The 16,105-nt window shown below is 35.3% G+C and carries 17 protein-coding genes; 10 read left to right on the top strand and 7 right to left on the bottom strand.

What is annotated here, in order from left to right; translation table 11 throughout:
* Positions 1–192: 192 nt before the first annotated feature.
* From CQ046_RS14090 to CQ046_RS23590, 3 genes are all read left to right on the top strand, one after another.
* Positions 193–528: a HopJ type III effector protein gene (locus CQ046_RS14090; RefSeq protein WP_105702888.1), complete on the top strand. Its 336-nt coding sequence runs from the start codon at positions 193–195 to the stop codon at positions 526–528.
* A 57-nt stretch (positions 529–585) separates the two neighbouring features.
* Positions 586–1,605 carry a helix-turn-helix transcriptional regulator gene (locus CQ046_RS14085; RefSeq protein ID WP_105702887.1) on the top strand — a complete coding sequence of 340 codons (1,020 nt, stop codon included), beginning with the start codon at positions 586–588 and terminating at the stop codon, positions 1,603–1,605.
* A 106-nt stretch (positions 1,606–1,711) separates the two neighbouring features.
* Positions 1,712–1,849, top strand: a complete 138-nt coding sequence (locus CQ046_RS23590) for a hypothetical protein (RefSeq protein WP_165790522.1) — start codon at positions 1,712–1,714, stop codon at positions 1,847–1,849.
* Positions 1,850–2,167: 318 nt separating this feature from the next.
* Here the strand turns inward: CQ046_RS23590 and CQ046_RS14080 are convergent, their stop codons facing one another.
* Both CQ046_RS14080 and CQ046_RS14075 read right to left on the bottom strand, forming a co-directional pair.
* Entirely contained in the window at positions 2,168–3,352 is a 1,185-nt protein-coding gene (locus CQ046_RS14080; RefSeq protein WP_105702886.1) for a DUF1501 domain-containing protein, read from the bottom strand.
* A gap of 192 nt (positions 3,353–3,544) precedes the next feature.
* Positions 3,545–4,924, bottom strand: a complete 1,380-nt coding sequence (locus tag CQ046_RS14075; protein WP_165790521.1) for a DUF1800 family protein — start codon at positions 4,922–4,924, stop codon at positions 3,545–3,547.
* A gap of 382 nt (positions 4,925–5,306) precedes the next feature.
* On the opposite strand from CQ046_RS14075, the gene CQ046_RS14070 reads away from it, so the two are divergent.
* The 6 genes from CQ046_RS14070 (at position 5,307) to CQ046_RS14045 (ending at position 10,665) form a co-directional block, all read left to right on the top strand.
* A complete protein-coding gene (locus CQ046_RS14070; protein WP_105702884.1) occupies positions 5,307–5,870 on the top strand; it encodes a hypothetical protein in 564 nt (187 codons plus the stop codon).
* A gap of 116 nt (positions 5,871–5,986) precedes the next feature.
* Positions 5,987–7,036: a glucokinase gene (locus CQ046_RS14065; protein ID WP_105702883.1), complete on the top strand. Its 1,050-nt coding sequence runs from the start codon at positions 5,987–5,989 to the stop codon at positions 7,034–7,036.
* A gap of 143 nt (positions 7,037–7,179) precedes the next feature.
* Positions 7,180–7,746: a YceI family protein gene (locus tag CQ046_RS14060; protein WP_105702882.1), complete on the top strand. Its 567-nt coding sequence runs from the start codon at positions 7,180–7,182 to the stop codon at positions 7,744–7,746.
* A 78-nt stretch (positions 7,747–7,824) separates the two neighbouring features.
* Positions 7,825–8,451: a YceI family protein gene (locus CQ046_RS14055; protein ID WP_105702881.1), complete on the top strand. Its 627-nt coding sequence runs from the start codon at positions 7,825–7,827 to the stop codon at positions 8,449–8,451.
* 121 nt (positions 8,452–8,572) lie between these two features.
* Positions 8,573–9,214: an alpha/beta hydrolase gene (locus CQ046_RS14050; RefSeq protein WP_105702880.1), complete on the top strand. Its 642-nt coding sequence runs from the start codon at positions 8,573–8,575 to the stop codon at positions 9,212–9,214.
* 107 nt (positions 9,215–9,321) lie between these two features.
* Positions 9,322–10,665, top strand: coding sequence for an ammonium transporter (locus CQ046_RS14045; protein ID WP_105702968.1), 1,344 nt, complete (start codon positions 9,322–9,324; stop codon positions 10,663–10,665).
* 60 nt (positions 10,666–10,725) lie between these two features.
* Here CQ046_RS14045 and CQ046_RS14040 read toward each other — a convergent pair whose 3' ends face one another.
* Together CQ046_RS14040 and CQ046_RS14035 are read right to left on the bottom strand one after the other, a co-directional pair.
* A complete protein-coding gene (locus CQ046_RS14040; RefSeq protein ID WP_105702879.1) occupies positions 10,726–11,349 on the bottom strand; it encodes an FMN-dependent NADH-azoreductase in 624 nt (207 codons plus the stop codon).
* A 60-nt stretch (positions 11,350–11,409) separates the two neighbouring features.
* Entirely contained in the window at positions 11,410–11,988 is a 579-nt protein-coding gene (locus CQ046_RS14035; protein ID WP_105702878.1) for a Crp/Fnr family transcriptional regulator, read from the bottom strand.
* 181 nt (positions 11,989–12,169) lie between these two features.
* Here CQ046_RS14035 and CQ046_RS14030 point away from each other — a divergent pair, with 181 nt between their 5' ends.
* Complete coding sequence (locus tag CQ046_RS14030) at positions 12,170–13,588, top strand: L-serine ammonia-lyase (protein WP_105702877.1); 1,419 nt, start codon at positions 12,170–12,172, stop codon at positions 13,586–13,588.
* A gap of 111 nt (positions 13,589–13,699) precedes the next feature.
* On the opposite strand, the gene CQ046_RS14025 is transcribed toward CQ046_RS14030, so the two are convergent.
* From CQ046_RS14025 to CQ046_RS14015, 3 genes are all read right to left on the bottom strand, one after another.
* Entirely contained in the window at positions 13,700–14,542 is an 843-nt protein-coding gene (locus tag CQ046_RS14025; protein ID WP_105702876.1) for a prephenate dehydrogenase, read from the bottom strand.
* Positions 14,543–14,755: 213 nt separating this feature from the next.
* Positions 14,756–15,337 (bottom strand): hypothetical protein, encoded by a 582-nt coding sequence (locus CQ046_RS14020; protein WP_123906621.1) that lies wholly within the window; start codon positions 15,335–15,337, stop codon positions 14,756–14,758.
* A gap of 24 nt (positions 15,338–15,361) precedes the next feature.
* Positions 15,362–15,988, bottom strand: coding sequence for a hypothetical protein (locus tag CQ046_RS14015; RefSeq protein ID WP_105702874.1), 627 nt, complete (start codon positions 15,986–15,988; stop codon positions 15,362–15,364).
* Positions 15,989–16,105: the final 117 nt, after the last annotated feature.

Genomic DNA, 16,105 nt, shown 5'->3' with positions numbered 1-16,105 from the left:
AATTCGATTAAATGATTTCCATTAAATTCCATTTTGTTTCATTTTGATGAGGCAAAGTAATACCCTTATTGCGCAATAGTTTTGCGTAGGTAAAGAAATTTTAATTATTTTTACAAAAAGTTTATCAGAAATACGAAAAAGTAGATTTACAGATTCGTAAAAGCAATATATAATTTAAAAAAAACAAGGCTCATGGTATTATTAGAACAATTAAAACATTTCCCGGAAACGATCCAGTTCAATGATGTGATTGCTCACATTGATGAAAATTACGAATTTACCCCTACCGCTTTTCAAAATGGTGATACGACCAATCAGGCAGGACAGAATAACGGCTCTTGTAAAGTGTTCAGCTTCGCAAGCATTCAGGATCTGACAAAAGAAGAAACACTTTGGCTTTTTGGTGAGTTTTACAGAGAAGATGTTTTGAAAAACCCGAATGGAACTGATCATCAGAATATTCGAAACTTTATGAAATCTGGTTGGGAAGGGATTACTTTTGACGAAAATGCTTTGAAAGAGAAATAATTTCAAGAACAAAAGTAAACTTGCCTATAAAAACACCAAATCATTAAACACTAAGGAATGTCATCTAATAAAAATGCACTCATCCGGTATAAAACATTGGATAAGTGCCTTAAAAACAAATACAGAAAATATACCCTTGAAGATCTCATTGATGAATGTTCGGAAGCATTATTTGAATTTGAAGGAAAAGAATCTTTTGTAAGCAAGCGGACGGTTCAGCTTGATCTTCAGAATATGCGGAGTGAAAAATTCGGATATGAAGCTCCTATTGAAGTCTACGAAAGAAAATACTATCGTTACAGTGATCCTGAATACAGTATTCATAACATCTCTGTGAATGATAGTGATCTGAAGGCGATGAATAATGCCGTTCAGATTCTCAAACAGTTCAAAGACTTTTCCATGTTCAAGGAGATGAATGGGGTGATCCAGAAGCTGGAAGATTCAATTCACTCAACCAGTCAGAAATCGATTATTCATTTAGATAAAAATGAACAGTTGAAAGGCTTGGAGCATATTGATATTCTGTATGAAAGTATCGCGAATAAAAGAGTACTGAAGATTCTCTACAAAAGCTTTACAGCAAGAGAATCCAATATTTTTACGGTACATCCACAGCTATTGAAGGAGTTCAACAACCGTTGGTTTCTGATCTGTCTTTACAAACAGAAAATGTACAATCTGGCATTGGACAGAATGGAAAGTATTGAAACAGATGAAAGTCTTCAGTATATTGACAAAGATCTGGATGGAGATGAATACTTTAAAGATATTGTAGGAGTAACCGTTGCAGAATCAATGGATCCAAGAAATGTAGTTTTTTGGGTAGATGCAGGAAATGCTCCTTATGTAAAAACCAAGCCGCTGCATAAAAGTCAGGAAATTATAAGAGAAGATGATAACGGAACTCTTTTTAAAATATGTGTTCAGATCAATTTTGAATTAGAAAGACTGCTGCTTGGATTTGGTGACAGTTTAATTGTTCATAAACCCCGTAAATTAAGAATTAAAATGGAAGAGAAATTTAAAACAGGAAGCAAAAATTATCAGAATCTGATTGTTCCTGATGAAAACTAAACTGTTTTAAAAGCATTACCAGTAAAGGATTACAGGAAATATTTTATTTTCTTATTTTATCTTGGCTTGGAAATTGTATTAATAAACCAATAATACCAAGTTAATTATGAAATCAAGAATATTTAAAGCATTAATTGCGATCCTAGCACCCATAGCGATAGAATATATTGTTAAAAAAATATCTGAGAAACTTGATAAAAAAGAAGATCAGACAGAAAAAGAACCAAAGCAGATTACGGCTTAAACGTAAAGTAGTTAAAATTTAAAATTATTAAAAAGAGACTGACATGAGTATGTACAGTCTCTTTTTTTGTTGATGAGTGTTAAAGGAAATGTTATTTTGGCCACCCCCGTCAAAAATTCTTTGAATTTCGCCACCCCTCCAAGGGAGGGGAATTTTCACGTCTTCAGTTCAGGCATTGGTTAGAGTTACATTTTTTATGGTTAAAGAAGGCTGGATTCCTACGGAATGACAAACTGTATGGATAAGCTATCATTCCAATTGTGTCATTCCGCAGGAATCTAAACATATTTATTATTCATTGTTTAAATTAAAGTTTCCCTATACAAAATCATAAATCCCATCTTTCCAGCCCAATACCTTGGAGGAATCCGCTTTGAGCCAGTTTTTTAGAATGGTAGCATATACTTTTCTGAAATCTTCTTTGTAAATAAGATCGCCTTCATTCAGATTTTGTAGATCAGGAAGTGCATTCAGTATGCCTTTTCTCTTAAGGTTTCCACTGATAAAGAACATCTGGTTGGCTGTTCCGTGATCTGTTCCGTTGCTTGCATTTTGTGCTACACGACGGCCAAACTCTGAAAATGTCATTAATAGTATATTTTTGAAAAGTCCATTACTTTTCATATCAGCCACAAATGATTTTACCGATTCATTGATATCATCGAATAGCTTTTTCTGTCTGTCATTCTGGTTAACATGCGTATCAAAACTTCCTACAGAAAGATAATACACCTGGGTATTGATGTCAGATTTAATCAAAGAAGCTACTGTTTTAAAGTCTTTTCCTAGCTGAGAATTGGGGTAAACCTGTTCCGTCTTTTTCGCTTTGCTTTTTTCAAAAATATAACCGGCATTATTGATGGTAGAACCTAAAGTCTGATAAAGATAAGACACTGTTTCATCATCATGATGATGGTCGTAGAGAGATTTAAAATATTTTTCCTGACTGGTTTGATAAAGTCTTTTAGGATCTTTAAAGGCGAAAGCTTTATTATTTTCACCTTTTAAGGCAAGACTTAGCATATCGTCTACTTCCAACGCCTGAGTTGGATGATCGCAACGATAGCATTCTTCATCCAGAAAACGCCCCAGCCAGCCCGTTTCCAGAAACTGATCGCTTCTGCTTGCTGATTGCCAGATATCCATGCTTCGGAAATGAGATTTGTCCGGATTAGGATAGCCTACATTATTCATCACGGAAAGCTCCCCATTATCAAAAAGTTCTTTAAAATAGGAGAGTGACGGATTAATTCCTGCCTCATCTGTCAGCGGCATAGAATCCTGAATGGCTAGTGTCTTCCTTTCCCTGAAGTAAATATCATTTTTAGCGGGAATAATCGTATTCAAACCATCATTTCCTCCTGTAAACTGAAGAACTACCAGAATATTTTGATTAGGATTCAGAGCCTCATCCAGTGTCATGGCTTTTAAAAAATTCGGCATCAGCATAGAAGCGGTGGCTAGTGAACTTATTTTAAGGAATTCTCTTCTTTTGATTAACATAATTTTGTTTTTAAGGTGAAGGTTTTAGGTAGCAGGTAATAGATGATAGGTAGCAGGTTATAGGTTGCTGGTAGTAGGGCTGGACGACATTTTTACTGGCAATTATTTTTATACTGGTAAAAGATAAATAAATGGCAATTAAGCTATATTTTGACAGCTATTACCTGCAACCTGCTACCTAAAAACTGCAACCTACATCAACTGGTATTCCGGGGTAGACATCAGGTTGATGACATTCATTTTTATGCTCTTGTCAGAAAAGTTCTTTACAGAGCTCATATCCAGGCTTTGCGTATTTTGCAGAAGATAGTCTTCACAGTTTTTATTAGCGAAAAGCTTTTCTATACGATCCCAGTCGATGGTAATATTCGGGTTTTTAAAGTTTTTATTTAAAGCTGTTTCACGGGATTTCATTCCCATGTCTATGTCATCATCCTGTCGGGGACTGTATTCCAAAGGGCGAAGCCCGGACCATATCTGTGGTACCTGAAGCCTAAGCATCAGAGTAGAGCTGTCAATCCATGATTTTCCGTTAGGCCATCCAGCTACATTGGGTGGATACAGCAGCATTTGCCCTAATAACTTCTGATAAACGATAAGGTTTTCAGGATTCTGAATTTGCATAGGAAGAATTCTCATGATACCTGCCATCAGTTCTACAGGGGACTTTATACGGTTTCCTATATTCTTTTGATCATAAAACCATGAACTGGAAAATATCTCAGTCATCAATTTCTTGATGTCATATCCGGAATTGTAGAAATTGGTACTGAGCTTACTGACAATCTCCTGATCTGGCTTTTCATTAACGAAGAATTTGTAAATCTTAGTAGTAATGAATTGTGCCGTAGTCTTTTGCTCAAGAATAATATTGAGTACATCGCTTCCATCAAAGTTGCCTGTTTTTCCTAAAAAAGTTTTACTTCCTTCATCATGGAGGTTTTTTCTTCCTTTAAAATTCCCTTCCTTATCATAGCTCCATCCCGTAAAGGCTCTGGCACCTTCTCGTACATCTTTTTCCGTGTAATTTCCTCTGCCCATGGTAAATAATTCCATGACTTCACGGGCGAAATTTTCATTAGGATGATCCTTTTTATTCTGTTGATTATTCAAAAAATTAAGCATCGCCGGCGACTGGCTTACCTCAAAAAGCAGATCTTTGAAATTTCCCAGTGCATTTTTCCTGATCGTATTTAAAAGCTGTTTGTTAAACCTTGGATTTTGTACTCTTGATGCAAAATGTCCATGCCAGAAAAATGCCATCTTTTCTCTCATCTGTTCCTTACTGTTAACGATGGAGTTCAGGAAATTCAGATTCAGTTCGTTGTTTTGTTCCCTGTTGATCCGCTGCATTTTTTTCCTCTTTTCAGCAGGAGCTGTACTGTTCATATAATCTGCTGCCAAATCAGGATCTGGAGTATCATAAGCAATTTCTTTGAAACCGCCTTCTTTCAATAATTCATTCATTAACGTTTTAATGTTTTTATTTTTCAAATCGTCAATTTGATTAACTCCAACACCAAATCCTGCGCGCCAAAGAAGATGCTTGTTTTTTAATAATGAATCAGCCATCATGGGAGAATTTATTTTTTTGATGGATTTCAAAGATAAAGGTTAAAATAATAAAAGGGTTAAGGTTTGTTAATATTGTAGAGAGGGCTGGAGGCAGGAAGCGGGAAGCTTGAGGCTAAAGGCAAAAAGTTTTGTATCATAGAAATAGAATTGGTTTTATAGAAGTATATTTCTTCCAACCCCCGACTTCATTTCCTCCTTAATTCACTTTTTACTATCACTTTTTTGATAATTTTTGTTAAACAAACATTTAAATTTTGTTAAAATTAATATATTGGTAATCATTATTTTATGGATTTTTTGAGTGTTAAAGTTGAAGAAAAACCCTTGCTTGGCATGATTTTTACATCCTCTTGTTTAGTAAAATTTAAAAATTAGAGTTATGAAAATGTTTAAACAAGCAATAGTACTGGCTGGTATTTTAACAGCAGGTATAGCAAGTGCCCAAAGTTCTCAGATGAATAATATGATTAAAGTAGGCGCAAATGTTGGTTTAGCAGTTCCCTCAGATAATCTTTCTGCAGCAGTAGGAGTGGATGTAGCTTACCAGAACCTGATTACACCAGGATTTGGACTAGGTATCGCATCCGGATATACTCACTATTTTGGAAAAGAGAACAACGGATATAAAAATAATGATGTAGGAGTAGTTCCTGTAGCGGCTTTAATCAGAATTTATCCAAAACAAACAGGTTTCTATTTCGGAACTGATTTAGGATACGGATTGCTGGTTGGAGATAAAACAGTTGCTTCAAATACCAATGTCGAAAGAGCAAACGGAGGTTTTTACATCAAACCGGAGATCGGATACCACAACAGAGACTGGAATTTCTTCGTACAATACCAAAAGGTTTTTGTAGGAACGAAGGGAGATTTGCCAGGTCAGGACTATAATGTGGGGAATATCGGTGTAGGATTCGGTTACAATATTCCATTAGGAAAGTAGTTAGATTTAATATATAAACAATTATTAACCAAAACCTTTTCACGAAAGTGGAAAGGTTTTTTTGTTCTGTGCAGGATTTACAAAAACAATTATTATATTTGGTAAAATTTGAGGTTATGATTCTGAATCCAAAATTTCCACTTTATTTACCAGGAGTAGAGAACAGTAATAATGATAATGTTTCTATCATTGGGGCAAGTCTCCGTGAAGATATAACAATCTTAGGCTATTTCGTTTCCGGGAACGGAGGTCTTGAGATACAAGTACAAAATACATATGCTACCAAAGAATATGCTTCTTTTTCAGATATATTGAAGAAGTTTATTCAGGACAATCAGCTGCAAAATGTAAAACGTTTGGGGATGGCAGTACCGGGTCCTGTATTGGACGGAAAAAGTAGTCCTGTAAGGTTGGGCTGGCATTTAGATGTTGCTGAATATGCCCGTGATTTCGGGTTTGAGAAAGTAGACATGCTGAATGACCTTGAAGCTTCTGCTTACGGAATGGCTCTTCTTGAAGATAATGATCTTGAAGCTATTTATACAAGCGGACATCTTGAAAAAGGAAATGTAGCGGTTCTTGCTCCCGGAAATGGTTTGGGGGAAGCCGGATATTTCTTTGACGGAAAATACCTGAGACCTTTTGCAACAGAAGGAGGACACTCAGAATTTTCACCAAGAACTAACGTAGAAGTTGAGTTTTACCAGTTTTTAAATAATATCTATGGTATTGTAAGCTGGGAAAATGTACTTTCGAAGTCAGGATTATTCAATATATACAGATTCTTAAGAGATGTAAAAAGACATCCTGAGCCGGAATGGTTAGGAGAGCGTCTTGCACAAGGGAATTTTGTAGAGGAATTATATAAAGCTGCTGTAGAGGAAAATGTTTTGATCTGCAAAATTGCTTTAGATACTTTCCTTGAGTTTCTGGCAAGAGAAGCCAATAACCTTACATTAAAGCTTAAAGCTACAGGAGGGTTGCTTATTGCCGGAGATATTCCTCAGATTGTAAGAGAATATATAGACAAGGCGAAATTCTATGAGAAGTTCAAGATCAGTGATAAAATGGAGGAAATGCTTAGAAGCACTCCAATCTATCTGGTCAAGCAAAATCATACAGCATTAAATGGTATAGCACTTTATACAGCATACTACCAACTATAAAATACAACTCCGGATTTTCCCGGAGTTTTTTTATGGGATGATATTATTCATGAAAATAATAATTTTTATTGATATACATCAATGAAATCTATTGAATAAGATACTTACATTTGTATCGTTAAATAAGTAAACAACTCTATTCAATGAAAAAAATATTTTTATTAGCAGTTTTAGCTGGTGGATTAGCTTTCGGACAGTCAAAAAAAGTAGTAGCGTCTGACGTACACTGGTGGGGATATAAAGTAGCAAAATCTGAGGCTAGTTCTCACGACGGTACTGTAAAAGTAAAGTCTGGAGACATGGTGATGAAAGGAAACCAATTGGTAGGCGGAAGCTTCGTTTTAGATATGACTTCAATCAGCTCTACTGACCTTACAGGTGAATATCAACAAAAACTGAACGGGCACCTTAAGAATGGTGACTTCTTTGAAGTTGAAAAATTCCCAACTGCAAGCTTCAAAATTACTGGAGTAAAGAAAAACAATGATAAAGTTTACAACTCTCTTGTAACAGGTAACCTTACTGTAAAAGGAAAAACAAGCCCAATCTCTTTCCCTGCTAAGATTTCTTACAGCAAAGGGGTAGTAAGTTTAGTATCAAACAAATTCTCTTTCGACAGACAAAAATTTGATGTAGCTTATAAGTCTACTATGCAGGATGTTTTTGTGAAAGATGATATTGAAATGCTTGTAAAGGTAACTGCTCAATAAATTAATCAAAAAAAGATTATTAAAAGTGTAGAAGTTCTACACTTTTTTTTATTTTTGTTGAATTGTAAATAAAAAAGAATGAAAAGATTACTATTGTTTGCTATGATGTGCGCAAGTATATCATTTGTTTCTGCCCAAAAGAAATTTGATAAGGTTGCAAAAGTGACTTCATCAGAGATCAGATGGTGGGGGTATAAGGTGGTGAAAACTGAAGCTTCTTCCCACTCAGGAACGGTAAAGCTAAAAAGCGGAAAATTCAATTTTGACCATACGGTTCTGGTAGATGGAGAGTTTGTAATAGATATGAGAAGTATGATGGCGGGAGATGTTTCTGATGAAGATCAGATCAAGCTTACCAACGACCTGAAAAGTACCAACTTCTTTGAAGTAAAAAAATTCCCTGTTGCGAAATTCCATTTGACTAAAATTATTCCTTTAGCAAACAGTGAATACAATTCTACAGTATACGGTGATCTTACCCTTAAAGGAGTGAGAAAGACCATCTCTTTCCCTGCGAATGTATACGTTACTCAGTTTACAACATCTATTGAGTCTGCAAAGTTCTCTCTGAACAGAAGAGACTTTAAAGTATTCTATCAGTCTTCATTGAAAGATTATTTCATTAAGAACGAAATGGACATTCAATTCAAAGTTACCACAGAAATGCTGGATAATGAGAACAGAATTCCGAAGAAGAAAAAATAAGATATATAATCAATATAGAAGTGAGCCGTTCATCAGAACGGCTCATTTTTTTATGACTTTATTCAATAAAGATTTGTGAAAGCTATTCTCTGTTTCTCTGTATTTTTTATAAATTAGTGGTATGAAAATTTATATTGTAAGTGGTCTGGGAGCAGACTTTAAAGTCCTTGAAAGAATAGAGTTTCCCGAACACTATGAATTGATTTTTATAGATTGGCTCATCCCCGAAAAAAATGAACCTTTTGAGGCTTATGTTAAAAGAATGGCAGAAAAAGTAGATGATTCTGAGCCGTTCTGCCTGTTGGGATATTCTTTTGGAGGAATTATGGTGCAGGAGATCAATCAATTGAAACCTGCGGAGAAAGTAGTGATTCTGGGAAGTATAAAATCTGATAAAGAAAAGTCTAAATTTATTAAGACCGGTGAGGTTACCAAAATTCCAAGAATACTACCTGTAGGCTTATTCAACGATAAAGCAGCCAATGTGTATGCTGTTGTCCGAAAACTTTTTGATCCAAGAAATCCCAAACTTTTACAATATTTTAAAGTCAGAGATCCTTACTATCTGAAATGGTCTGTAGAAAAGGTTTCCGAATGGAAGTTTGAAGAAAATCCTAATGTGATTCAGATCCTGGGAGATAAAGACATTGTTTTTCCAATTCGTTATTCCAATCCTGATTATGTGGTGAAAGGAGGAACTCATCTTTTCCCGGCTACAAAATCCAAAGAAGTTTCCAAAATACTGAAGGAGGTATTTTCTTAGAAATAATAAATATTATTGATTAAATAGTTTTTTTAAGGGGTGTCTGTTTTGAAAATATAGTTTTTATGAAATTTATGTTTAAATTTGATGGGGTTAAATATAAATTTATGAAAGTAGGATTAAAATGGATCGTTTCATTCTCTGTTATTTCATTTGTAGCCATCGGAGGTTTATTCTGGAATCCGGCTGCAGTTATTCCTGATACGAGAGAGTTTTTAAGCGAAGATAAAATTGTAGGCGCTGATGTAGCCTGGATTTTGGCTGCAGCAGGACTTGTTCTGCTCATGACACCGGGACTTTCCTTCTTTTATGGAGGAATGGTCGGGAAAAAAAATGTAATTTCTACCATGCTTCAGAGCTTTATTGCTTTAGGAGTCATTTCTATGGTTTGGGTCGTAGTAGGTTTTTCTTTGTCATTTGGTGAATCTCTGGGAATTACCATTGCCGGGAAACATTATGGGATCATTGGAAATCCATTAAGTTATCGCTTCTTTAACGGGGTAGGAAATCTTCCTCATAAGCTGATGGCACCTACGATACCATTTATCCTGTTTGCCTTATTTCAGATGAAATTTGCCGTTATTACTCCCGCCATTATTACCGGATCTTTTGCAGAAAGAGTTCGTTTTATTTCTTATTTACTATTTATCGTTCTCTTCAGTATCTTTATTTATACTCCTCTTTGTCATATGGTATGGCATCCTGACGGTCTTTTGAATAAATATTTTGGAGTAAAAGACTTTGCAGGAGGAACCGTAGTGCATATGAGTGCTGGTTTTGCAGCACTTGCCGGAGCCATGGTGGTTGGAAACAGAAAAAATCCACATCATGAGCCTTCCAATATTCCGTATGTGCTTCTGGGAACAGGAATGCTATGGTTCGGATGGTTTGGTTTTAATGCAGGATCTGCACTGAGCGCTTCTGCGTCTGCTGCTACCGCTTTTGGAACAACTACTATTGCTTCTGCTTCTGCGATGATGACCTGGATCTTTTTTGACAGAATCAATGGAAGAAGTGTTTCGGCTCTGGGGGCATGTATTGGAGCAGTTGTTGGGCTTGTGGCGATTACTCCCGGATGTGGTTTTGTAAGCATTCAGGAAAGTCTTTTTATAGGATTTATTACAGCGATTGTTTCCAATGTGATGGTGAACTGGAAAGGGTTAAAGAAAATAGATGATACGCTGGATGTTTTTGCCTGCCATGGAGTAGGGGGAATTATGGGAATGATTCTTACCGCCATCTTTGCACATGGTGAAAAAGCGAGCCTGCTTCATGGAGGACTTGATGTTTTTCTTCATCATATGGCCGCATTGGTTTTGGTTTCTGTTTTTACATTCTTCGGTTCGCTGCTTTTATATAAGATTACCAATTCTATTATTACGCTCAGAGTTTCTGAAGAGTCTGAAAATAAAGGGCTTGACCTGTCTCAGCATGAGGAAAGTTTCAGTTAACAAAAGGACATTAAGTTATACCTAATGTCCTGAATGATATTAATTAAAATCAAAAATAATTTATTGAATGGATTCAATCGCTTCAAAGATTTTATTTTTTGAATTTTCAAAGACTTCACCGCCAAATTCTTCATTATCTAAGGAATGAATGGTGACATCATTTACACCCATGATCCCGAAAATATGTTTCAGATATGTCGTTTGAAAATTGATGTGGCCGTTCTTTTCATTTTCTCCATATCCGGTATCACCGCGGGTTGAGAGAATAAAAAGCTTTTTGTTTTCAAGAAGCCCTAAATAATCACCATCTGGAACTCCGGATCTGAATTTCCAGGTTTCATTAATCCGCATCACCTGATCAATATAAGCTTTTAATCCGGATGGAATAGACCAGTTGTACATGGGAGTTCCAATTACATACACATCATGTTCCTTGAGTTCTTTGACGAGTTCATTACTGAGCTGTAAAGGCTTTTGGTTTTCTTCGGTTTTGTCTGAAGATTTTTTGAATGCTCCTGCAATCCAGGATTCATCAATATTGGGAATAATATCAGTTCCTGCTTCTCTGTAGGTAAAAGTGTCAAGAGGGTATTTGATTGTCCAGTTTTCAACGAAAAGCTGGGTCAGTTTTCTGCTGTAAGATCTTTTATTTCTTACACTGGCATTAATAATCAGTATTTTCATTTGTTAAGAATTTATACCAGCAAAATTCCTGATTATTTAATCCTGAAAAATTGATCTAGTTCAAGAGGATTTATTTTTTTTCCTGATTCGGCTGATAAATTCTGCAGAAACTCCCAAATAGGATGCAATCAGATACTGAGGAACTCTCGATGAAATATCAGGATAAGTATCCAGGAAATCATAATACTTTTGTTCGGCTTTGTACATGTGATTGAATACAACTCTTTTTTCCAGCGTTCCAAGATAGCTTTCCAGAATAATTCTGAAGTATTTTTCTAAGGCTGGAATTTCCTTTAGCATTTTTTGAAAAGAATGGTGACTGATCTGTAAGAGCTTTGTTTTTTCTACCGCCTGAATATTATAAATGGAAGGTTTTTGTTTTGAAAAACTGGCAATATCAGTTGCCCACCAATGATCAATAGCTAAAAAAAGAATTTCTTCATTTCCGTTTTCTTCATTGATGCAGAAAGCTTTTAAAACACCTGAAATGATATAACTGTCATGGCGGCATATTTCTCCATTTCTCAATAGAAAATCACCTTTTTCCAATGTTTTTTCTGTCCAGAAACTTTTACAGGCCGCTATTTCTTCAGGACTTAATTGTACATGCTGTAAAATGCTTTTAATTAATGTTTCCATTTAAAAAAATGATTAAAAAGAAAAAATATAGAGATGGATCTGGCTGACATTCATACAACCTGCTTATTTACAAAAATACTTATTTTATGGACTGTCAAAACCAAATAAATCTGGGATTTTGCTATGCATATATTAGGATTTATCATGTATCTTTGTTTTTGAGGAAAATGACGAATCATTTATGGAATCAATATCGGTTTTTGAGATTATTAAAGTAGGAATAGGCCCGTCCAGTTCGCATACGATGGGACCTTGGAATGCAGCAGCTGCATTTATCAGGATTATAAAAAGAGAAAGATCAATCGAAGAAGTTAAAGAGGTTTTTCTTGAATTTTTTGGCTCACTCGCCAAAACGGGGATTGGGCACGGAACTGATATTGCCGGAATGCTTGGATTGAATGGAGAAGATTTTAAAACCATCAACACCTCAAAAATTGATGAGAAGATAGAATATATCAAAAGCACACAAACCCTTAATCTGGGAGGGGAGAAAATTATTCCATTTGTTTACGGACATCACTTGATTTTAAATATGAAAAAGAGCCTTGATTTTCATCCGAACGGAATGATTTTCAGAGCTGTTTTCGAAGATGGGACAGAGTTGGTGCAGGATTTTTATTCTGTAGGAGGCGGTTTCATTGCGAGCCAGGAAAAAAACTCAATTCAAAAGCAGTGTGTTCGTACATTATACCCTTGTCATAAGGCTTCGGATATTGCAAAATATTGTGAAAAGCTGGGATTTGATAAAATTTCAGATTTGATTTTCATGAATGAAGAAAGCTGGAGAACCCAGGACGAAACAAGACAGGAAGCGCTTTATATCTGGCAGCAGATCAAAGAATGTATTTATAAAGGAGTCAATAAAGAAGGAATCCTTCCAGGCGGACTGAATGTTACCCGAAGAGCAGCAGGAATCAACAGAAAGCTGTTAGGAGACAAAATTTATAAAAATAAAGATGAATGGTTCCAGCAGGTGGTAGATGCTGAAGAGAACTTCACCAATATCAACAAATGGATTGCCTGCTTTGCACTGGCAGTGAATGAAGAGAATGCAAGTTTCGGAAGAATTATTACGGCACCTACCAATGGAGCGAGTGGGGTTATTCCGGCAGTATTGATGTATTCTCAGGCATTTACACCGTTTACCAATGAAGATGATATTGTAAGATTCTTACTTGTGGCAGGAGAAATCGGAACATTATTCAAGAAAAATGCAACCATTTCTGCAGCAATGGGAGGCTGTCAGGCTGAAATCGGGGTGTCTTCTGCAATGGCAGCAGCCGGACTTACAGAAATTTTGGGTGGAAGTGTCGGACAGGTATTGATGGCAGCAGAAATTGCAATGGAACATCATCTTGGATTGACATGTGACCCAATTAAAGGTCTTGTGCAGATTCCATGTATTGAAAGAAATACAATGGGAGCAATGAAAGCAATTACCGCAGCGAATATTGCTCTGGAAAGTGATCCTACTAAAGCAAAAGTAACATTAGATGAGGTTATTCTGACGATGTGGGAAACTGCTCAATCAATGAGTGACCGTTTTAAAGAAACTTCGGAAGGTGGATTAGCCATTGCGGTGAACGTTCCGGAATGTTAATAGAAATAACACTGTTTTAAAAATATAAAACCCTTAGGCATTACTGACTAAGGGTTTCTTAATAAAATAAAAGTAAAAACCACTGGGCTTTTAGTATTGTATAAAGAGATTTTATCTTAAAATTCCTCTGATCCTGTTGGCATTGGTGATCAGTTCTTCAAGGTATTCATAATTCTCTTTTTCAAGGGCAGCTTTGAATTTTCTGAGCTGGGAGATATGTTCGTTCAGTACATCCAGCACATTTTCTTTGTTTTGTTTAAAGATGGGAACCCACATTTCAGGATGCGATTTGGCAAGACGTACCGTACTTGAAAAACCGGAGCTCGCAAGCTGAAAAATAGTTTCTTCCTCACGTTCTTTTTCCAGTACAGTATTGGCAAGCGCATATGACGTTATGTGGGAAATATGGGAAATATAAGCAGTATGAACGTCGTGATCTTGTGCATCCATGTAAATCATGTGCATATCAAGGGCGTTAACCACTTGTTCAACAATATTCAGCGCATCTTCTGCGGATTCTTCTTTGTTGCATATTACACCTGCTTTTCCGGAGAAACTTTCTGCAATGGCAGATTTCGGACCATTGTTTTCTGTTCCCCACATCGGGTGAAATGCCACAAACCTTGAGCGTTTCGGATGGTCTTTCACAGTATTTACAATTCCCGCTTTGGTAGAACCGGCATCCATTACGGTCTGCTGATCAGACACAAGGTCTAAAACAGTTGGTAACAGTTTTCTGGCGGCATCTACAGGAATAGCAAGAATAATCAGATCCGAATTTTTAATTCCATGTTCCAGATCTACTCCGGCATCAATGATTTTCAGGTCTAATGCGTCACTGATATGCTGTGTATTGTTATCGATTCCGTAGATGAAGTTGGCGATATTTTTCTGTTTTAACTTCAATGCCATTGAACCTCCGATTAATCCTACTCCAATAATACTTATTTTCATCTTTTTCTATTTTTTAAAATAAAAAAACCTCGTCCCTAGGACGAGGTTTTAAATTATATTCATAAGAATCCCTATCCCAGAGCTGAGGTAAAAATTCTATAATAATATGTTCCGTTGTTAAAATTCACAAGGCAAAGGTAGAAATATTTTTCAAATGAAACGAAATTTCTTTTCTAAATTATATATAGATGATGTGAATCGGGAGTTGGAAGTCTAGATTTTAGCCTTGTTATTTGGGGTTAACAGCTCATCTTTTATTAACTTGAGTTTGAAATTTCTGAACAAGGTTGGTTTCGACAATAAAATATTTTCTGGAATTTTCGAAGTCTCAATTTCTCCTATTTGTTTCCATTTATTCTTTTCATATAAATAGAACGTTGTTTTTGCATTTTGTTTTGGTTCAAATTCTCCATCTTCTCCACCTGTATAAGTGATGAATTCACTAGGTAAATAAGAAGCAACTACATAATAATCATTTTCTTTAATGAGGTTTTTTATGGCTTTTGAATTTTGGGCATCATTTTCAGGATTAGTAGATTTAGAAAAAAAACCTTTCGAATTATTAGGGCTCCAAAAATATTGAGTTTCATTACTTTTCCCGATAAAATCTACACTGAAAACACCCATTTTTTTATCCGAATAAGTGTATGTTGGATAGGGATTGGAGATATCTGGAATGAAAAAACCGGTTGACTGATATTTAGTATCCAGAAAATTTATGTAATCATTTTTCTCTTTTTGACCTTTACAGCCATAAAAGAAAAGTATTAGAATTAATAAAAAAAAGGGTTTCATCATTGTGTTTTTGTTTATAAATTTTTATTCAATTTCATTTCCGTATAATGAAAGTTTACCGATAAAATCACTATTCCAATTTTCTATATATATGTTTTGAAGTTCTAAAGCCCAACCAGATGTCTCTTCTTTTTTACCATCAAAGGATGATGAAGAATAAAACTTACCTGTAATAAAATTAAATGTTTTGGAGTATTTTTTTCTAGCTTTTGTATAGTTTAGATCATATCCAATAACCTGTATTTTTTTGTTTTTAGAATCATATCTAAATTTTATTTTTTCAATTAGATTTTTTCTTTCTCCAGAAATATTTGGTTTTGTAACTAAATCTGCATAATCTACTCGAATGGTAATGATTTTATTTTTAATAATAGGATCACTTAAATAATAATCTGATTCAGCATTGTTATATAGGATACTATTGTTTATAATGGGGATTTCAACCGTTTTGTTCAAAGAAGATAAATAGATGGATAAAATAAAACTTGAGAGTTCTGCATTTTGTTTCGCCCTAACTTCCGCTTTGTCCCCAATATTATCATCATCAAAGTATAATGTTTCATATTGTGATTCAATAGTATCGATAGCTTTTACATTATTCTCTTTGCAGTTAATAAAGAAAAGTAAGGATAATAGAATTATTTTTTTCATTTATTCTAATAGGATTTTATCCAAATCAAGTTGTTTAAGGGATGTTTTTTCAGAAATCTCTTTTTGTATCCACTCTTCCTCGCCTGTTTTAGCACTCGTTCCCAAAGTTGCAATGAA

Source organism: Chryseobacterium sp. MYb7 (genome assembly GCF_002979455.1).
In the GTDB taxonomy this organism is placed as follows: Bacteria; Bacteroidota; Bacteroidia; order Flavobacteriales; family Weeksellaceae; genus Chryseobacterium.
Note: the sequence above shows the minus strand (reverse complement) of the source record. Positions and strands in the feature narration are given on the sequence as shown.